At 37.4% G+C, this 17,699-nt stretch carries 15 protein-coding genes; 10 read left to right on the forward strand and 5 right to left on the reverse strand.

The features are described 5' to 3' along the window. The first annotated feature begins 81 nt into the window (after positions 1 to 81). The 5 genes from dnaB to DSM03_RS09360 all read left to right on the forward strand — a co-directional run bounded on the left by dnaB (position 82) and on the right by DSM03_RS09360 (position 4,517). Positions 82 to 1,644 (forward strand): replicative DNA helicase, encoded by a 1,563-nt coding sequence (gene dnaB, locus DSM03_RS09340; protein ID WP_128760254.1) that lies wholly within the window; start codon positions 82 to 84, stop codon positions 1,642 to 1,644. Between the two features lie 161 nt (positions 1,645 to 1,805). Then, complete coding sequence (locus DSM03_RS09345) at positions 1,806 to 3,056, forward strand: asparagine synthetase B (protein WP_128760709.1); 1,251 nt, start codon at positions 1,806 to 1,808, stop codon at positions 3,054 to 3,056. Beyond that, on the forward strand, positions 3,056 to 3,592 hold the full coding sequence (locus DSM03_RS09350; RefSeq protein ID WP_128760255.1) for a DUF922 domain-containing protein: 537 nt from the start codon (positions 3,056 to 3,058) through the stop codon (positions 3,590 to 3,592). The genes DSM03_RS09345 and DSM03_RS09350 overlap by 1 nt, the downstream gene beginning before the upstream one ends. A gap of 94 nt (positions 3,593 to 3,686) precedes the next feature. Then, positions 3,687 to 3,896, forward strand: a complete 210-nt coding sequence (locus tag DSM03_RS09355; protein ID WP_128760256.1) for a hypervirulence associated TUDOR domain-containing protein — start codon at positions 3,687 to 3,689, stop codon at positions 3,894 to 3,896. Between the two features lie 3 nt (positions 3,897 to 3,899). Then, a complete protein-coding gene (locus tag DSM03_RS09360) occupies positions 3,900 to 4,517 on the forward strand; it encodes an L-threonylcarbamoyladenylate synthase (protein ID WP_128760257.1) in 618 nt (205 codons plus the stop codon). Between the two features lie 78 nt (positions 4,518 to 4,595). Here DSM03_RS09360 and DSM03_RS09365 read toward each other — a convergent pair whose 3' ends face one another. The 3 genes from DSM03_RS09365 to DSM03_RS09375 all read right to left on the reverse strand — a co-directional run bounded on the left by DSM03_RS09365 (position 4,596) and on the right by DSM03_RS09375 (position 6,971). Continuing rightward, a complete protein-coding gene (locus DSM03_RS09365; protein ID WP_128760258.1) occupies positions 4,596 to 5,426 on the reverse strand; it encodes an OmpA family protein in 831 nt (276 codons plus the stop codon). Positions 5,427 to 5,516: 90 nt separating this feature from the next. Further along, a complete protein-coding gene (locus DSM03_RS09370; RefSeq protein WP_128760259.1) occupies positions 5,517 to 6,515 on the reverse strand; it encodes a glycosyltransferase family 2 protein in 999 nt (332 codons plus the stop codon). 9 nt (positions 6,516 to 6,524) lie between these two features. After that, positions 6,525 to 6,971, reverse strand: coding sequence for a type I restriction enzyme HsdR N-terminal domain-containing protein (locus tag DSM03_RS09375; RefSeq protein WP_128760710.1), 447 nt, complete (start codon positions 6,969 to 6,971; stop codon positions 6,525 to 6,527). Between the two features lie 110 nt (positions 6,972 to 7,081). Between DSM03_RS09375 and holA the strand changes: the two genes are divergently transcribed. After that, positions 7,082 to 8,110: a DNA polymerase III subunit delta gene (holA, locus tag DSM03_RS09380; RefSeq protein ID WP_128760260.1), complete on the forward strand. Its 1,029-nt coding sequence runs from the start codon at positions 7,082 to 7,084 to the stop codon at positions 8,108 to 8,110. Positions 8,111 to 8,118: 8 nt separating this feature from the next. On the opposite strand, the gene DSM03_RS09385 is transcribed toward holA, so the two are convergent. Beyond that, positions 8,119 to 8,832: a 16S rRNA (uracil(1498)-N(3))-methyltransferase gene (locus tag DSM03_RS09385; RefSeq protein WP_128760261.1), complete on the reverse strand. Its 714-nt coding sequence runs from the start codon at positions 8,830 to 8,832 to the stop codon at positions 8,119 to 8,121. 2 nt (positions 8,833 to 8,834) lie between these two features. Beyond that, positions 8,835 to 9,872, reverse strand: coding sequence for a tRNA (adenosine(37)-N6)-threonylcarbamoyltransferase complex transferase subunit TsaD (gene tsaD, locus DSM03_RS09390; RefSeq protein ID WP_128760262.1), 1,038 nt, complete (start codon positions 9,870 to 9,872; stop codon positions 8,835 to 8,837). Positions 9,873 to 10,152: 280 nt separating this feature from the next. Here tsaD and DSM03_RS09395 point away from each other — a divergent pair, with 280 nt between their 5' ends. The 4 genes from DSM03_RS09395 (at position 10,153) to DSM03_RS09410 (ending at position 17,647) form a co-directional block, all read left to right on the forward strand. Further along, positions 10,153 to 14,481 (forward strand): translocation/assembly module TamB domain-containing protein, encoded by a 4,329-nt coding sequence (locus DSM03_RS09395; protein ID WP_236643947.1) that lies wholly within the window; start codon positions 10,153 to 10,155, stop codon positions 14,479 to 14,481. A gap of 221 nt (positions 14,482 to 14,702) precedes the next feature. Continuing rightward, positions 14,703 to 15,689, forward strand: coding sequence for a 6-phosphofructokinase (gene pfkA / locus DSM03_RS09400; protein WP_128760264.1), 987 nt, complete (start codon positions 14,703 to 14,705; stop codon positions 15,687 to 15,689). A gap of 29 nt (positions 15,690 to 15,718) precedes the next feature. Further along, positions 15,719 to 16,720 carry a type I glyceraldehyde-3-phosphate dehydrogenase gene (gene gap / locus DSM03_RS09405; RefSeq protein WP_128760265.1) on the forward strand — a complete coding sequence of 334 codons (1,002 nt, stop codon included), beginning with the start codon at positions 15,719 to 15,721 and terminating at the stop codon, positions 16,718 to 16,720. A 66-nt stretch (positions 16,721 to 16,786) separates the two neighbouring features. After that, positions 16,787 to 17,647, forward strand: coding sequence for an N-acetylglucosamine kinase (locus DSM03_RS09410; RefSeq protein ID WP_128760266.1), 861 nt, complete (start codon positions 16,787 to 16,789; stop codon positions 17,645 to 17,647). The last annotated feature ends 52 nt before the right edge of the window (positions 17,648 to 17,699 follow it).

The following is a 17,699-nucleotide window of genomic DNA, read 5'->3' on the forward strand; positions in this document are numbered from 1 at the left end:
AAGCTAATTGTTAACTTATGGTGAACAATGGCTACGTGGAAAAGTTGATTCTGCCTTAACAAATTTTTTACATTCGCTCTAATGGAAAATCTGAAAACTAAACCTAATTATATTAAACCCAACAAAGATGTCATCTCTTTGGAACGTGGTAAGTTGCCGCCTCAAGCTGTTGATTTAGAGCAAGTTGTTCTGGGGGCTATGATGATTGATAAGAAAGGCGTAGATGAAATTATAGATATTCTTAGCCCAGAAGTTTTTTATAAAGAAGCACATCAGCATATTTATGATGCTGTACGTGCGTTATTTGAAAATGGCGAGCCAATTGACTTATTAACTGTTTCTGAGCAATTGAAGCAAATGGCTAAACTCGACCAAGCTGGTGGAGATTATTACCTTATACAATTAACTCAAAAAGTGTCGTCTTCTGCACATATTGAGTATCACGCGCGTATCATACTTCAGAAATACATTCAGCGTAGTTTGATTAAGATTTCTAACGAAATCATCGAGGAAGCTTATGACGAGACAACAGATGTATTCGACCTGCTAGATAATGCTGAGAGTAAACTTTATGAGGTTACTCAAGGAAATATTAAAAGAAGTTCTGAAACTGCACAGAGTTTGGTAATTCAGGCTAAAAAGAAAATTGAAGAGATTTCTAATAAAGAAGGTCTTTCAGGTATTCCTTCCGGGTTTGACCGTCTTGATAAATTAACTTCCGGGTGGCAGGCCAGTGACTTAATTATTGTTGCGGCTCGTCCGGGTATGGGTAAGACAGCTCTTACACTTTCTATGGCGCGTAATATCGCTGTTGGACAAGGTATTCCGGTGGCTTTCTTTTCTTTGGAGATGGCTTCGGTACAGTTGATAACCCGTTTGATATCTTCAGAAACCGGACTTTCTTCAGAAAAATTACGTACCGGTAAATTGGAAAAGCATGAGTGGGAGCAACTCAATGTAAAAGTAAAAGGGCTTGAAAAAGCACCTTTATTTATTGATGATACTCCATCACTTTCCATCTTTGACTTACGTGCAAAAGCACGCCGACTGGCTTCTCAACACGGCATCAAAATGATTATTATTGACTACCTGCAGTTAATGACCGCAGGAGGCAGCCAAAAAGGAGGAAACCGGGAACAAGAGATCTCGATGATCTCGCGTAACCTCAAGGCGCTTGCAAAAGAGTTGATGGTGCCGGTGATTGCACTTTCTCAGTTATCGCGAGCGGTTGAAACGCGTGGGGGTAGTAAAAGACCGCTGCTTTCTGACCTTCGTGAATCTGGAGCGATTGAGCAGGATGCAGATATTGTGTCGTTTATCTACCGTCCTGAATATTATAAAATTGACGAGTGGGATGATGAAGAGCGTAGCCCTACAGATGGTCAGGCAGAATTTATTATTGCAAAACACCGTAACGGTGGTCTGGAAAATATACGATTGAAGTTCTTAGGACACTTAGGTAAGTTTGACAACTTGGATGACTTTAATACACCGTATCAATTTGAATCTGCGATGAATCAAAACGCAGCAGCTAATGATGATACGTTTACACCAGATACGTTCCCAACGCCAGATCAGGCATTTGGTAGTTCTATGAATGATGGTGGTTTTGACAGGAGCGGAGAAGATGAGGTTCCGTTTTAATTGATCTAAAATATATTTTGAATAAAAAGGAAGCTGATAAAGCTTCCTTTTTTATGGAATCTAAATTAAAAGTATACTAGGCATAATCTTTGAATCGTTGTAAATTGAACAGGATAAAAAAATAACTCTTGAGACTAAAAAGCTACACTTATTTTTCAAAAATTATACTAATAGCCTTCTTATGTTCTTTCAACGCTTCAGCATTTGCATCTTATGTTTTAATACCTATGGATGCAGAAAGTCAAAAGGAACATCTAAAAGCATACGGAATAACCTACTGGACGCTTGCTAAGCAAGAAAAAGTAAAGTGGTTGCTCAATTACCGAGGGGGATCGTTTCTTTTACCAGATACCGAAGCTTTACGGAGAGAGTGCCAGATACGGGGTGTTTCTTTTGAAGTTTTAAGCGATGCAAAAACAGAAAATATTTTAAAAGAGATTGAGAGTCCGTCGCAAAATATGGAGGCGGTTGTACTTGAGAAAGCTCCTAAAATTGCGGTTTATACTCCAGAGGGGTCAGTGCCGTGGGATGATGCAGTTACAATGGTTTTAGAATATGCAGAAATTCCTTATGAAAAGATTTACGACCGTGAGGTGTTAGCAGATGAGTTGGTTTTATACGACTGGCTGCATTTGCATCATGAGGATTTTACAGGTCAATATGGTAAATTTTACGGGCGTTATCGTGCCGCACCCTGGTATATTCAGGAGAAAAAAGACGCTGAAGCTTTAGCAAAAGCTTTGGGTTATGATAAAGTTTCGCAAGAGAAGCTTGCGGTAGCAACTAAAATAAGTGATTATGTCATAGGAGGCGGATTTATGTTTGCGATGTGTAGCGCCACAGACAGCTTTGATATTGCACTGTCTGCCGCAGGTGTAGATATTTGTGAGCCTATGTTTGATGGAGACGCTTCAGAGGCAAATTATCAGGCAAAAATAGATTTTAGCAGTACGTTTGCTTTTAGAGATTTTGATCTTGAGAAAAACCCGCAGCGGTATGAATTTTCAAATATAGATACCACGCCGTTTAGAAGAGTTAATAACGACGCAGATTATTTCAGCTTAAAAAGCTTTTCTGCTAAGTGGGATCCTGTGCCTACTATGTTGTGTCAAAATCATACGGCATTGGTTAAAGGCTTTATGGGGCAAACTACCGCCTACAATTCTGAAGTTTTAAAACCTACTGTTTTGGTTTTAGGTGAAAATAAGTCAAATGGCGAGGCACGTTACATTCATGGTGTAAAAGGCAAAGGCTTTTTTACCTTTTATGGAGGTCACGATCCTGAAGATTATCAGCATTTAGTGGGGGATCCCAAAACCGAGTTGAAACTGCATCCTACCAGTCCGGGATATCGTCTTATTTTAAACAATATTTTGTTTCCCGCAGCTAAAAAGAAAAAGCAAAAAACCTGATGATCCGCGTTTTGTCTTTGTTGATTTGCGCTACACTTTTACTAGGTGTTCAGAAAAAATCTTATCGTTTTCCCTGGCAGGAAAATAAAATGCTGCAATGGTCAGATTTTAGAGGAAGGCCAGACCGTTCAACCAGCTATACCGCTACTGCTAATACCGGTATCAGTCACAGATACACGATAAGTAAAGGTTATTTAGTAAAAGAGAAATCGATTATTCAAGCAAATTTTTATCCCAAACTTTCTTGGTATAAGCCTAACCTGATCGATGAGCATACGCTAGCTCACGAGCAGACTCACTTTGATATTTCTGAAGTTCACGCCCGGATGTTGCGTAAAGCGATAGCCGAGTTTAAATTTTCGAAGAATTCACAGAAAGAAGTAGATGCAATTTACAAACCTATAGAACGCTCCCGAAGAGCAATGCAGACTCAGTTTGATATTGAAACGGAACACTCTCAAAATATAGAAGCAGAAGCACAATGGGAACGTAAAGTGCAAAATCTATTGTACATATACAGACGATGGTCGCACTAACGTCTTAAATTTCCTTTTAGTCTAATCTTCGCGTTAATCTTCTGTTAGAAATTCGTTTTAAAAAGCCTCTGTCAATTAACTTTAAGAAAAAAACATGATACGAGAAGGAAGCGAAGTTAAATGGAAATGGGGAAACGGTACTGCAACCGGAAAGGTTATAGAGAGTTTTTCTAAAGAAATCACCCGTACGATAGCCGGTAGCAAAATTACCCGCAAAGGAGAAGAAGGGAATAAAGCACTTGTCATTGAGCAAGAAGACGGTTCTAAAATTCTCAAATTAGAAAGCGAAGTTGAAAAGGTATAGCCAATGGCAGAGTTTATTAAATTATATGACGAGAACCCTAACGAGCGAGATATAAAACGCATTGTAGAGGTTTTAAAAAATGATGGGGTAATTATTTATCCTACTGATACCGTTTACGGTTTAGGTTGCGACATCACCAGCAACAGGGCTTTAGAGCGGGTAGCTCAGTTAAGGGGAATCAAATTGGCAAAAGCTAACTTTTCATTTGTATGCGAAGATCTTAGTAATTTATCTGATTACACCCGTCAGATTGATACGCCTACTTTTAAGCTGTTGAAACGTGCCTTGCCTGGTCCTTATACTTTTATACTGCAAGGCAATAATAACTTACCCACAGTGTTTAAAAAGAAGAAAACGGTAGGAATTCGTGTGCCTGATAATACTATTGCGCGAGCAATAGTAAGACATCTGGGAAACCCTATAATTTCAACTTCGATTTATGACGAGGATGATGTGATAGAATACACCACAGATCCCGAACTTATTTTAGAAAAATGGGATAAGCTTGTAGATGTTGTGGTTGATGGTGGGTATGGAGGTAATATTCCTTCAACTGTTATTGATTTAACCAGTGGGGAAGCAGTGCTAATTAGAGAAGGAAAAGGTGATTTGACAATTTAAACAGCCAATTCTAAAAATAGAATACATGAAAAAACCCGGTCGCAAGACCGGGTTTTAATATTTTAAAACTAAATCTAATTAGTTTTTAGGCATTCCGTCTTCAATCATTTTGTAGAACTGGTCTAACTTAGGAAGAACTACGATGCGTGTTCTACGGTTGCGAGCACGACCTTCTGCAGTATCATTGCTAGCTAAAGGCACGTAGTAACTTCTACCTGCTGCTACCATACGCTCTGGTGGTACACCAAATTCTTCTTGCAAAATACGTACTACTGAAGTTGCACGCTTCACACTTAAATCCCAGTTATCTTCAATTACTGAAGTACTAATAGGTTTGCTGTCTGTATGACCTTCAACCATAAACTCGATTTCAGGCTTATTTTTTACAACAGTAGCAACTTTACCTAAAACTTCTTTAGCACGGTTAGTTACATCCCAACGACCACTGTTAAATAATAACTTGTCTGATATAGATACATAAACCACACCTTTTTCAACATTAATTTCAATATCATCGTCATTAAGATTTCCTATAGCACCTTTAAGGCTGGTAACCAATGCAAGAGTTACCGAATCTTTTTTGTTTATAGCATCACGGAAAGTTTTGATCTGAAGATCTTTTTCTTTCATCTGCTCCAAAGACTTCTCTAAGTTTTCTGCACCTTTAGCAGAAAGAGTAGTAAGATTTCCCTGTGTATTTATAAGACTGTTGTTTGTATTTCTAAGGTCTGTGATCTGCTCCTTCATCGTTTCACTTTGTGCTAAACAAGCATTTAGTTTTACGGTAGCTGAATTAAGCATATCCTGGGTTTCTTTTTGTTTAGCCTCTAATGCCGCATATTTTTTCTGAGACACACAAGAGGAAAGAAGTATCAAGGCTGAAGCCGATACAATCATTAATTTTCTCATAATTATAGTTGTTATCTTTAATTTTTAGTAACGTCAAATGTATTAAAATTAGTGCCTAAAAGCTCAAACTTAACAATACTTTAAAATTTGTTAAAATAGGTCGTTGTAATACTTTTTATGACGGATAAAGTACTTGTATACAATAGAGTTTATGGCAGTATAGTTCTTTGTTCCCGCAGTTTGCTTCCTGTTTTTAAGTAGTTTAGGAATCAGCGAATAAAAATTAAAATGTGCTCTAAGAATTGCAAGAAAATGTTTTGGTTTTCCTTCTGCTAAAAACTTTAGTGCAGCAATACCGTCTAAGCAAAGTCTTGCAAATAAAATTAAATAGACTTGAGCTCCTGAAATATTCTTGAGCAAAAGCATCAGATTATTTCTGAAATTCAAAAAGGTTTTCTGCGGATTCATCTGTTCCAGAGTAGCTCCACCCAAATGATAAACCTCACTCGTTCCTATAGATTTTATACTATAACCCAGATTTTGAATACGCCAGCATAAATCTATTTCTTCCTGATGTGCAAAAAAGAGTTCGTCTAAACCACCGGCTTGCCAAAAGACTTCTTTGCGCACTGCTAAACAAGCGCCACTAGCCCAGAAAACAGCTTTTATATCATTGTACTGACCAATGTCTTCTTCACAAGTTTCAAAAATACGCCCTCTACAAAATGGATATCCTAAAGCATCTAAATAGCCACCAGCAGCACCGGCATATTCAAAATGCGTTTTCTTTTTGAGGTCTTTGATCTTGGGTTGTGCAGCGCCCAGTCTTTTGTCTGTTGAAAATAAAGCAATAATAGGTTGTAACCAACCCGGGGTAGTTTCTATATCACTATTCATTAAAATGAAAAGTTCTTCATCAAGACCTTCTAGTGCATCATTATACCCTTTAGCATAACCTCCATTTTTAGTATTTTGAATAATCTGAACTTGAGGAAAATTTTGGTTTACAAAGCTTACAGAATCATCAGTTGAAGCATTATCGGCAACATAAATAGTAGCCAGTGCTTCACTATGAGTAATCACAGTTTGTAAAAAGCGTTCAAGTAACTTTTTACCATTCCAGTTGAGTATGACAATTGCAGTTTTCAAAGTCAGGTGTTATGGAGTATAAACAGGAAAGTCCGGTAAAAAGATATACTTTTTAGCTTCATAATCCATTTGGCAATAATAATGGTTTAATCCGTTTGTCACCATCAGATAGTCGGCTTTTAAAGCCAGGTTGTACCGGGCTATCTGGTCAAAGGTTTCTTGATTTATCTTAATTTTTGGCGCTTTGCATTCTACAATGAGCTGAATGTTTCCATTAGGTTTAAAAACTACCACGTCGTAACGTTTAGAAACCTGATTAAGTTTTAATTCTTTTTCAACATTTACAAGTGAAATGGGGTAGCGATACGTATTTAAAATATGAGCGACGGTGTGTTGACGCACCCATTCTTCGGGCGTTAGCCTCACGAATTTTTTGCGGATCTCATCAAATATAAGCGGTTTATTTTCGCTACTTTTGAGCCTGAAGGGATATTGAGGAAAGTTTAATTCTTGCATCGATTCAAAGGTAATCAACCTATAGAATTTAAGCACTCAACAAGATTTAAATCTTCGGGCCAATTCTTCTATTTTTCCTTCAGACAATAGAAAATTTCAACTCAGACTTTGTGGAAGAGGTTACACGTATTGTAAAAGATATCAAAAATAAAAATCTGAAACCCATCTATTTTTTGATGGGCGAAGAGCCGTATTATATCGATCAATTAGCAGATTTTATCGCAGATAATGTGCTTACCGAAGAAGAACGCGGTTTTAATCAGATGGTGTTGTACGGTCGTGATGTGAGCTTAGATGATGTGGTATCGCAAGCTAAGCGCTTCCCAATGATGGCAGAGCGACAGGTTGTTATTGTTAAAGAAGCTCAAGATCTTTCTCGAGCTATTTTAGCACAGTCTGATAAGAATAAAAATACTTTAGAGGCTTATGCAGAAAACCCACAGCCTACCACAGTTTTGGTTTTTTGTTATAAATATAAAAAGCTTGACAAACGAAAGAAGGTTTATAAAGCCATCTCAAAAAGCGGACTCATATTTGAAAGTAAAAAGCTTTACGAGAATCAAGTTGGGGATTGGATTCGCCGGGTGATGACAGGTAAAGGCTATACGGTTGAACCGAAAGCGGCTCATATGCTTGTTGAATTTTTAGGTACAGATTTGTCTAAAATTAATAACGAACTTGAAAAGTTGCGTTTGATACTTCCGGAAGGAAGCACAATCAGTCCGCTTGCGGTAGAGCAAAATATCGGGATTAGCAAAGACTTCAATAATTTTGAGTTGCAGCGAGCCATTGGCGATAAAGATGTTGTAAAAGCGCATCGTATCATCAATTACTTTGCACAAAACCCAAAGGATAACCCGATGGTTGTAACTGTTGCTTTACTGTTTAGTTTCTTCCAGAATTTATTGATTTATCACGGGTTGCCCAGCAAAGACAAGTCTTCGGTGGCAAAAGCGCTGAAGGTTAATCCGTATTTTGTGGGGCAATATGTAGATGCAGCTCGCAATTACCCGATGAAAAAAGTAAGTCACGTAGTGAATTTACTGCGTACAGCAGATGTTAAAAGCAAAGGGGTTGGAGCCTATAATATTCCACAAGGAGATTTACTTAAAGAGTTACTTGTGCAAATTATGGCGTAGCTAATTCCTTAAACCTCATTTACAAACGCAACACTATGAGTCGCTACTACTGCGGCAGTTTCAGTACGTAGTCTACTTTCTCCCAGCATTACAGGTGCAAAACCAGCTTGAATAGCTGTTTCAATTTCTGAAGTCGAAAAATCACCTTCAGGGCCTATAAGAATGAGAGTGTTTTGTTTGGGATGAAGTTTCTGTTTGAGTGAAAACCGATTGGTCTCTTCGCAATGTGCAATAAAGCGGTCTCCATTAAATGCAGCCTGGCTCTCTATAAATTCTGAAAAAGTAACTACAGGATTTAGTTTTGGTATAAAGGCTTTTAATGATTGCTTCATCGCACTCAGCAAAATACGCTCATAGCGTTCTTCTTTAATCACTTTCCGTTCACTGTGGTCACAAATAATAGGAGAGATCTCAGAAATGCCTATTTCAGTAGCTTTCTCTAAAAACCATTCAAAACGATCGTTGAGTTTGGTGGGGGCAACAGCAAGATGTAAATGATACGGCAACGGTTTTTCAGTTGTAACTTCAAGGATCTTAACTGTACATTTTGATGGACTTGCAGCACTAATTTCGGCCTTAAAAAAATTACCGTTTCCATTAGTAATATTTAATACATCTCCGATACGTTTCCGTAACACTTTTACAATATGCTTACTCTCGTCTTTGGGGAAAGTAGCTTCTACTGCATCTGCAGTAATATCCGGACTGTAAAATAATTGCATACTTATAGTTTTAAACGAGATTGAGCCATTACCTGCGTGTTTGCGTACTCTGTTGCTTCAAGCTCATTTTGGGTGTATTTTAGATAACCCACAATACCTATCATCGCAGCATTATCTGTTGTGTATTCAAATTTTGGAACAAATGTTTTCCAGCCGTATTTACCTTCGGCATCTTTTAAAGCTTTACGAATACCGCTGTTTGCAGAAACACCACCGCCAATAGCAACCTGAGTGATTCCCGTTTGTTTAACGGCTTTTTTTAGCTTATCCATCAGGATATTTACAATAGTATATTGAATAGAGGCGCAAATGTCGTTGCGATTCTTTTCAACAAAATCTGGGTCTGCAGCAATTTCTCTTTGGTAGAAATATAGAACCGCAGTTTTTAATCCGCTAAAACTAAAATCGAGATCGCCTACTTTAGGCTTGGTGAATTTATAAGCTTTAGGGTTTCCTAATTGCGCATATTTATCAATTAAAGGTCCGCCGGGATAAGGTAATCCTAATATTTTTGCACTTTTATCAAAAGCTTCACCCACGGCATCATCAAGTGTTTGACCTAAAACTGTCATCTCAAAATAGCTGTCTACGCGTACAATTTGCGTATGACCGCCAGAGATCGTCATCGCCAGAAATGGAAATTGTGGTTTGTCAAAACCCTCTTCGTCAATAAAATGAGCCAGAATATGCGCTTGCATATGATTAACATCAATCAACGGAATGTTGAGTCCCATTGCCAAAGATTTTGCAAAAGATGTACCTACGAGAAGTGAACCCATAAGTCCCGGTCCACTGGTAAAAGCTACTGCGTTAAGCTGTTCTTTTTTTACATTTGCCTTGCGCAAAGCCTCGTGTACAACAGGAACAATATTTTGCTGATGTGCGCGAGAAGCCAGCTCCGGCACAACGCCACCATATTGCTCATGTACCGCCTGACCGGCAACAACATTTGCAAGGGTTTTGTCGTTGTAGAGCACAGCTGCCGCTGTATCGTCACAAGAAGATTCTATAGCAAGTATATAGGTGTTATTTTTTGACATTATGGCGCTAGGTATAGGGAATGTTAATGTACTTTTACTCGATAAAAGCTAAGTTACTTCCGTAGTAGTTAGTAGAGTTTATATCAGTATTAGATTTTGTGACTCTAGGTGTTTGTTAATCAATTTTATAATACGCTGTTGCTTTATTTGCATAATTAAAGCGTGTAGCAAAGTTAAAACTTAAAAACGTATCAGAAAATTAAGAAAAATAGTTACGCGAGTCCTGTTCATTCTAATAGGTGTTTTTGCGTTGCTATTAATCATATTTTCTATACCTGCTGTGCAAACTACGATTGCAGATAAAGTTACCCGTTCTATTAACGAGACTTACGGGACTTCAATCTCTATTAAGCGAATCAGTCTAAAATATAACGGTAATGCTTTGATTAAGCAGGTTTATATAAAAGATCATCATCAGGATACGCTTATTTATTCAAAAGAAGTAGAAACCAGTTTGCTAAGTATTCGGGCTTTAATCAATAACCAGATGAATCTGGGATATGTGCATTTAAATGGTGCAAAGCTCTTTGTTAAAAAATATGCAGGTGAGGAGAATGATAACTTGTATGTGTTTTCTCAGAAATTCAATACCGGTAAATCCCCGGGTACTCCATTTAAGCTTTCTTCTTCTGAAGTAGAGTTAAGCAATATGCATTTTAGATTTACAGATGAGGACTTAGACAGTCCGGTTGTTGTAGATTATAAAAACTTGCATTTACTAGCTGAGGATTTTAAACTAAACGATGTAGAGATAACGGCTCAGATCAATGATTTGCAGTTTGATGCAGATCGTGGCTATAATTTAAGAGGTCTTAAAACAGATTTTAAATACAATCCAGAAGAGATAGTTTTAAATGATATGGAGCTCTCTACAGAGCATTCGGTGATTCGCGGAAATGCTTATCTGGATACAAAAGATGATGCCTTTCAAGATTTTAATAATAGAGTAACTTTTAATATTGATTTTGCGCAAAGCGAAATATCCACAACAGATTTACAAGCTTTCTATTCAGAATTTGGAGCAGATCATAAACTATTGCTTTCCGGAAAAATGCTGGGAACTCTCAACGATTTTACGGTGACTGATTTTGATCTGGCAGGTTTTAATAACAGCCGTATTGTAGGAAATGTGCGTTTCCGTCGCTTATTGGGTGATGATAATACCTTTACTATAGAAGGAGATTACAGACAATTAAAAACCAACTATCTAGACCTAACAGCACTTTTGCCCAATATTTTAGGAACTAACCTCCCTGAAGAATTGGTGCGTTTAGGAACTGTTGATTTAAACGGAATTGTAAATGTTACCGAAAATACGGTTTACACAAAAAGTCTTATTCAGACCGATCTGGGATTTCTGGAAGCCGATATAGACCTGCAGAATACTCAGAATATGTCACAGGCTTCTTATGTAGGTATGCTACAGGCTAAAGAATTTAATATGGGGAGGCTTTTAAAAGTTCCGGAACTGGGTACTATGACTTTTAATATGCGAGTGAATGGATCTGGAGTTAAAGCCGAAACCTTAGATACACGCTTAGAAGGAATCATAAGTAATGTTACTTATCAAGGATACACCTATAAAGGAATTACCGTTTCCGGAAATTTAAAGAATCCCATTTTTGACGGAAAACTAAGTGTTAGAGATCCTAATGCAGATTTTACTTTTGATGGTTTGGTAGATGTGTCAGAAGAGATACATAACTATGATTTTACCGCAGAAATCAATCAAATAGATTTGGGTAAACTCCATTTTCTTAAAGATTCTTCTGCTGTATTAAAAGGTAAGGTGGTCATGGATATGCGCGGTACAAACATAGATGATACCGGCGGAGTTATTGCATTTTCAAATGCAAGTTTTGAAAATGCAAATGACTTATATGAGTTTCAGGATTTTGTGATTACTTCTGGTTTTAGACGCGGAATCCGTACAATAACTATGAATTCGCCTGATATTATTTCAGGACAGATTTCAGGAGTTTTTAAATTAGGAGATGTAAGAGCCTTGTTTCAGAATGCTGTAGGTAGCTTGTATACAAACTATGAACCCGAAACGATCACTGAAAATCAATTCATGGATTTTGATATTCAGATCTACAGCAAGATTGTAGAAGTTTTGGTACCTGATGTTGAATTAGAACCCGATACTTATTTGAGAGGCAGTGTGGTTTCAGATGATTCTGATTTTAAATTAACCTTCAGGTCTCCTAGAATTAAAGCTTATGGTGTTCTGGCAGAAGCTATAAATGTGCGAGTAGACAATAAGAATCCGCTTTTTAATGCATACGTAGAAGCAGATAGTATAGGTAGTGGTATATATGGTGTAAGCGATTTTAATCTCATTAATGTTACATTAAAAGACACGCTGTTTGTTCGTTCAGAGTTTAAAGGAGGGCCTGCAAAGCAAGATGTTTTTGATTTGAGTTTTTATCATACCATTAATGAGGAGAATAACTCTGTAATAGGATTTAAGAAAAGTAGCCTGAAGTTTAAAAATAACTTGTGGTGGTTGAATGAAGATGATAACAAAAATAACAAGGTTGTTTTTGATAATAATTTTCTGGATTGGGATATAAAAGAATTGATCTTATCTCATGATAAAGAACGTATTTCGCTTGAGGGAGTTGTAAGAGATAGTACGTTTAAAGATATTAAAACCAATTTCGAAAGCGTCCGTTTGTCGCATATTATGCCGTATGTAGACAGCTTAGATATGCGTGGTCTGGTAAATGGTAATCTAGATATTTTGCAGAAAGAGGGTGTTTACTTACCTAACAGTACTGTTAATATTTCAAATTTTACGGTTAATGATATTTTGATGGGAGATCTCGACCTCTCCGTTTCGGGGAATGAAAGTCTCACAAGTTATGATATCAATACCCGCCTGATTAATGAAGATGTCGAGGTTTTAACTGCACTGGGGAGTATTAATGTGAATAAAGCAACACCGGCAATAGATCTGGATGTTCAGATGCGAAAATTGAATTTAAAAGCATTTAGTCCTTTAGGAGGTGAAGTGATTTCTTCGATACGGGGCTTGGCTAGCGGAAGAGCTTCAGTGACGGGAGATTACAGGAATCCAGATATTGATGGTGAAATTCTATTACGAGAAGCTGGTTTGGAGATTCCTTATTTGAATACAGATTATGATTTTAAAGGTACGGCGAGAATCAGTCTTAGTGATCAGGATTTTAGATTTGGTTCTGTATCACTTGCAGATACCAAATACAAAACGACAGGAACACTTTCGGGGACCATAAGTCATCAGTTTTTTAGAGATTGGGAGCTTGATCTTGATGTAAATACAGATCGGCTTTTAGTTTTAGATACAGAGCCAGATGATTTTGCGCTATATTATGGTACAGCTTTTATTAGCGGAAGTGCTCAGTTACAAGGGCCTACAGACGAGCTTGTTATTGATGTTGAAGCCACAACTGAAGAAGGCACCGTATTTAAAATTCCTTTAAGTGATACTGAGTCGTTTGGAGATAATAGTAAAATTTATTTCTTAAGTCCGAAAGAAAAAGCAGCACGTTTAAAGGGTGAAGAAGTTGTTATTGAAGAGATCAAAGGGCTCGAGCTCAATTTTGATCTGGAAGTTACTCGTGATGCTGAAGTAGAAATCGTAGTTGATGAAGTGAACGGAAGTACACTTAAAGGAAGAGGTGCAGGTTTCTTGCTGATACAGATTAACACAAACGGTAAGTTTAATATGTTTGGTGACTTTACACCCTATCAAGGTTCTTACAATTTTAGGTATAGTGGAGTTGTTCAAAAACAATTTGATATCCTTCCGGAAGGAAAAATAAGTTGGGATGGTAATCCTGCCGAAGCCTTGCTCGATATTAGCGCAGTTTATAAAACACAGGCAAATCCTTCTATATTATTAGATAATCCATCTATTAACCGTAAAATACCGGTAAGTGTCATCATCAATCTTGACGGAGAGCTGGTTCAACCAGAGATAACTTTTGATTTTGAATTCCCCAATACGAGTTCCATTGTGACTTCTGAGTTGGCTTATCGTTTAGATAACCGTGCGACACGAGAACTTCAGGCGTTCTCGCTCGTGACTCAGGGATCTTTCTTTAGCCAAAATGGGATTGACGCTCAATCTGCCGCTTATGGTAACCTAATTGAGACCGCTTCAGGAATTTTTAATGATTTACTTTCTGATAAGGATGGGAAATTTAATGTAGGTCTTGACTATGTTCAGGCAGATAATCGTCCGGATTTACAGACTTCAGGTCGTTTTGGCTTTACGCTTTCGACCCAGATATCTCAAAAAGTGATCATTAATGGTAAAGTGGGAGTGCCGGTAGGAGGGATCAGTGAGCAAGCCGTTGTGGGTGATGTAGAGGTAAATTTCTTACTCAATGAAGATGGAAGTCTGCGCGCGACTATTTTTAACCGTCAGACAGATATTCAATTCGTAGCCCGAAACAATGAGGGGTATACTCAGGGAGCTGGTTTGTCATACTCGGTAGATTTTAATACATTCAAAGAGCTTATTCAGAAAATCTTCAAAGGAAAAGCTCGCGAGGTTGAAGAAGAAATAAAAGTCATTCAGCCAGATTCAGAAATTCCATACAACGGTTTAGAGCAGTAATACAATTTCTATATTCCTTTGAGAATATGATATTTTGAGGTTAATTAAATTTTTAATCTCATAAAAAGGGGGTATATAGATTATAAATCCCCCAATTTTATCCTTTTTAAAAAAATAGTTGTTAACGATAACGATTGAAATTGCGAATGCCGCCAAATTCATCAAGTTTGGCTTAGGAAAATGCAATTCAATTGCTATTTTTACTTCTCATTCAACAGTAAATGACACAAAAAATTAGAAAAATCGGAGTTTTGACTTCCGGAGGTGATTCCCCGGGAATGAATGCAGCAGTTCGTTCAGTAGTTCGTACATGTGCATTTCACAAAATTGAATGCGTAGGTGTTTACAGAGGATATGAAGGGTTGATTGATGGGGATTTTGAACCGATGGATGCGCGTAGTGTAAGAGATATAATTAATAGAGGAGGGACGATGCTTAAATCTGCTCGTTCTGATCGCTTTAGAACCACGGAAGGCCGAAAAATTGCCTTTGATAATCTAAAGGAAAATAAGATTGACGGTCTTGTTGTGATAGGTGGAGACGGTACATTTACCGGTGGACTTGTTTTCAATCAAGAATACGGCTTTCCGGTGATTGGGATTCCAGGTACAATTGATAACGACATAAGTGGTACTGATAAAACCTTAGGTTACGACACAGCGTTAAATACAGCGGTAGAAGCGATTGATAAGATACGTGATACGGCAAGTTCTCATAATCGCTTGTTTTTCGTTGAGGTTATGGGTCGTGATGTGGGGCACATCGCCTTGAATGCAGGAGTAGGTGCAGGAGCCGAAGAAATATTGATCCCTGAAGAGAATTTAGGCCTAGATCGATTATTAGAATCTTTGCTACGCAGTAAAGCCAGTGGTAAAACTTCAAGTATTGTTGTGGTCGCAGAAGGTGATAAGACTGGTAAAAATGTGTTTGAACTAAAAGATTATGTAGATGAAAACCTTGAAGGTTATGACGTCCGAGTGGCTGTTTTAGGTCATATGCAACGCGGTGGCTCTCCTAGCTGTTACGATCGTGTTCTCGCAAGTAGAATGGGGGTGAAAGCTGTAGAATCTCTTCTTGAAGGAGAAAGCAATTATATGGTAGGGATTCAGCATGAAAAAATGAAACTCTATCCGCTTGAGAAAGCAATTAAAGGAAAAACACATATTAATAAAGAACTTGTTCGTGTGTCTGAAATAATGACCACATAATTAGTAATAGAAATCAAATAGTAAATAAGATGGGAAATTTAAAATTAGGTATTAATGGTTTTGGCCGTATTGGTCGTATCGTTTTTAGAGCAACTGTAAAACGTGATAACGTAGATGTTGTGGCGATTAATGACCTACTCGATGTAGAACACTTAGCATACCTTTTAAAATACGATTCAGTACACGGTAATTTTGACGGAACTGTTGAAGTAAAAGACGGTAATCTTGTTGTAGATGGTAAAACTGTACGTATTACTGCTGAGCGTGACCCTAAAAACCTTAAGTGGGATGAAGTAGGAGCTGATGTTGTAGCAGAGTGTACAGGTATTTTTACTTCTATGGAAACTGCAGATTACCACATCCAAGCTGGTGCTAAGAAAGTAGTTATTTCTGCTCCTTCTAAAGATGTACCTATGTTTGTTATGGGTGTTAATCATAAAGATGTAAAAGCAAGTGATAAGATCGTTTCTAATGCTTCTTGTACTACAAACTGTCTTGCTCCATTAGCAAAAGTTCTTAATGATGCTTACGGCATCGAAGAAGCTTTAATGACAACTGTACACGCAACTACTGCTACTCAAATGACAGTAGATGGTCCTTCTAAGAAAGACTGGAGAGGTGGTCGTTCTGCAATGGCAAATATTATACCTGCAAGTACTGGTGCTGCTGTAGCAGTAACTAAAGTAATTCCTGAATTGAAAGGAAAATTAACAGGTATGGCTTTCCGTGTTCCTACTACAGATGTATCAGTAGTAGATTTAACCGTGAAGCTTTCTAAAGATACAAGCTACGAAGATATCAAGAAGACTTTTAAAGCAGCTTCTGAAGGGGAGATGGCTGGAGTTCTTGGTTATACTGAAGAAGCAGTTGTATCTCAAGATTTTGTAGGTGATGCACGCACCAGTATTTTTGATGCAGGTGCTGGTATTGAGTTGAATTCTAAATTCTTCAAGATCGTATCTTGGTATGATAATGAGTTTGGATATTCTAATAAATTAGTAGACTTAGCAGAATACGTTAACGCTCTATAATCGCTTTAATTGAATACATGCCCTTGGACTCAATAGTTTAAGGGCTTTTTTAAACTCTTATGACACATGATATTATTAGTAGATAGCGGGTCGACAAAGACAGATTGGATCGCATTAAATGCTGAAGGCGCAGAGATTTTTCAAACGCAAACTTTTGGATTAAATCCACAGGTTTTGTCTGCAGAGATCTTAACAGAACGTATCATTAACAATTACGAGCTGTATAAACATCGTCATGATGTGACACACGTGCACTTTTATGGTGCAGGATGCGGGACTCACAAGCCCAAAGAATTAATCAAGGGTGTTTTTGAAGACTTTTTTGATAAAGCTCAGGAAATTAATATCAAAGAAGATACATATGCTGCGCTTTATGCTACTACTAAGAGAAACGAGGCAGGAATTGTTTGTATTATAGGTACAGGTTCTAACTGCAGTTTATATGATGGTGAGAATATAGAGCAAAAAGTTACCTCATTAGGTTACATCCTTATGGATGATGGTAGTGGTAATTATTTTGGGCGTCAGCTTTTACGTGATTTTCATTTTAATAAAATACCTAAGGAACTGGCTTACGAATTTGCTAAACAGTTTGATCTTACAGCAGAGAGTATAAAAAACCATTTATACAAAATGCCTAACCCAAACACGTATTTAGCACAATTCGCTCGTTTTATAATAACAAATAAAGACCATGATTACTGTAAAAAGTTAATCAGAAAAGGTTTTAAACTGTTTATTGAGCACCAGATTCTTCAGTTTGATAATGCTAAAGAAATTCCGGTTCATTTTGTAGGTTCGATATCATTTTATCTACAAGATGAGTTGAAATCACTTTTAAGTGAGTATGACTTGGAAATAGGTAAAGTTTTAAAAAGACCTATTGAAGGCCTTGTAGCATATCACAAAAACTACATGATGGTATAGTGATAACCAAAAAGCTTTAAATAAAAAAACCTGAAAGAATAATTCTTTCAGG

The organism is Leeuwenhoekiella aestuarii, assembly GCF_004104055.1.
GTDB classification, from domain to species: domain Bacteria; phylum Bacteroidota; class Bacteroidia; order Flavobacteriales; family Flavobacteriaceae; genus Leeuwenhoekiella; species Leeuwenhoekiella aestuarii.

What these genes read in the sequence shown, in the direction of transcription:
- dnaB (WP_128760254.1), top strand. Translation starts at nt 82, where the DNA reads ATGGAAAATCTGAAAACTAAACCTAATTATATTAAACCCAACAAAGAT.
- DSM03_RS09350 (WP_128760255.1), top strand. Translation starts at nt 3,056, where the DNA reads ATGATCCGCGTTTTGTCTTTGTTGATTTGCGCTACACTTTTACTAGGT.
- DSM03_RS09355 (WP_128760256.1), top strand. Translation starts at nt 3,687, where the DNA reads ATGATACGAGAAGGAAGCGAAGTTAAATGGAAATGGGGAAACGGTACT.
- DSM03_RS09360 (WP_128760257.1), top strand. Translation starts at nt 3,900, where the DNA reads ATGGCAGAGTTTATTAAATTATATGACGAGAACCCTAACGAGCGAGAT.
- DSM03_RS09365 (WP_128760258.1), bottom strand. Translation starts at nt 5,426, where the DNA reads ATGAGAAAATTAATGATTGTATCGGCTTCAGCCTTGATACTTCTTTCC.
- DSM03_RS09375 (WP_128760710.1), bottom strand. Translation starts at nt 6,971, where the DNA reads ATGCAAGAATTAAACTTTCCTCAATATCCCTTCAGGCTCAAAAGTAGC.
- DSM03_RS09385 (WP_128760261.1), bottom strand. Translation starts at nt 8,832, where the DNA reads ATGCAATTATTTTACAGTCCGGATATTACTGCAGATGCAGTAGAAGCT.
- tsaD (WP_128760262.1), bottom strand. Translation starts at nt 9,872, where the DNA reads ATGTCAAAAAATAACACCTATATACTTGCTATAGAATCTTCTTGTGAC.
- pfkA (WP_128760264.1), top strand. Translation starts at nt 14,703, where the DNA reads ATGACACAAAAAATTAGAAAAATCGGAGTTTTGACTTCCGGAGGTGAT.
- gap (WP_128760265.1), top strand. Translation starts at nt 15,719, where the DNA reads ATGGGAAATTTAAAATTAGGTATTAATGGTTTTGGCCGTATTGGTCGT.
- DSM03_RS09410 (WP_128760266.1), top strand. Translation starts at nt 16,787, where the DNA reads ATGATATTATTAGTAGATAGCGGGTCGACAAAGACAGATTGGATCGCA.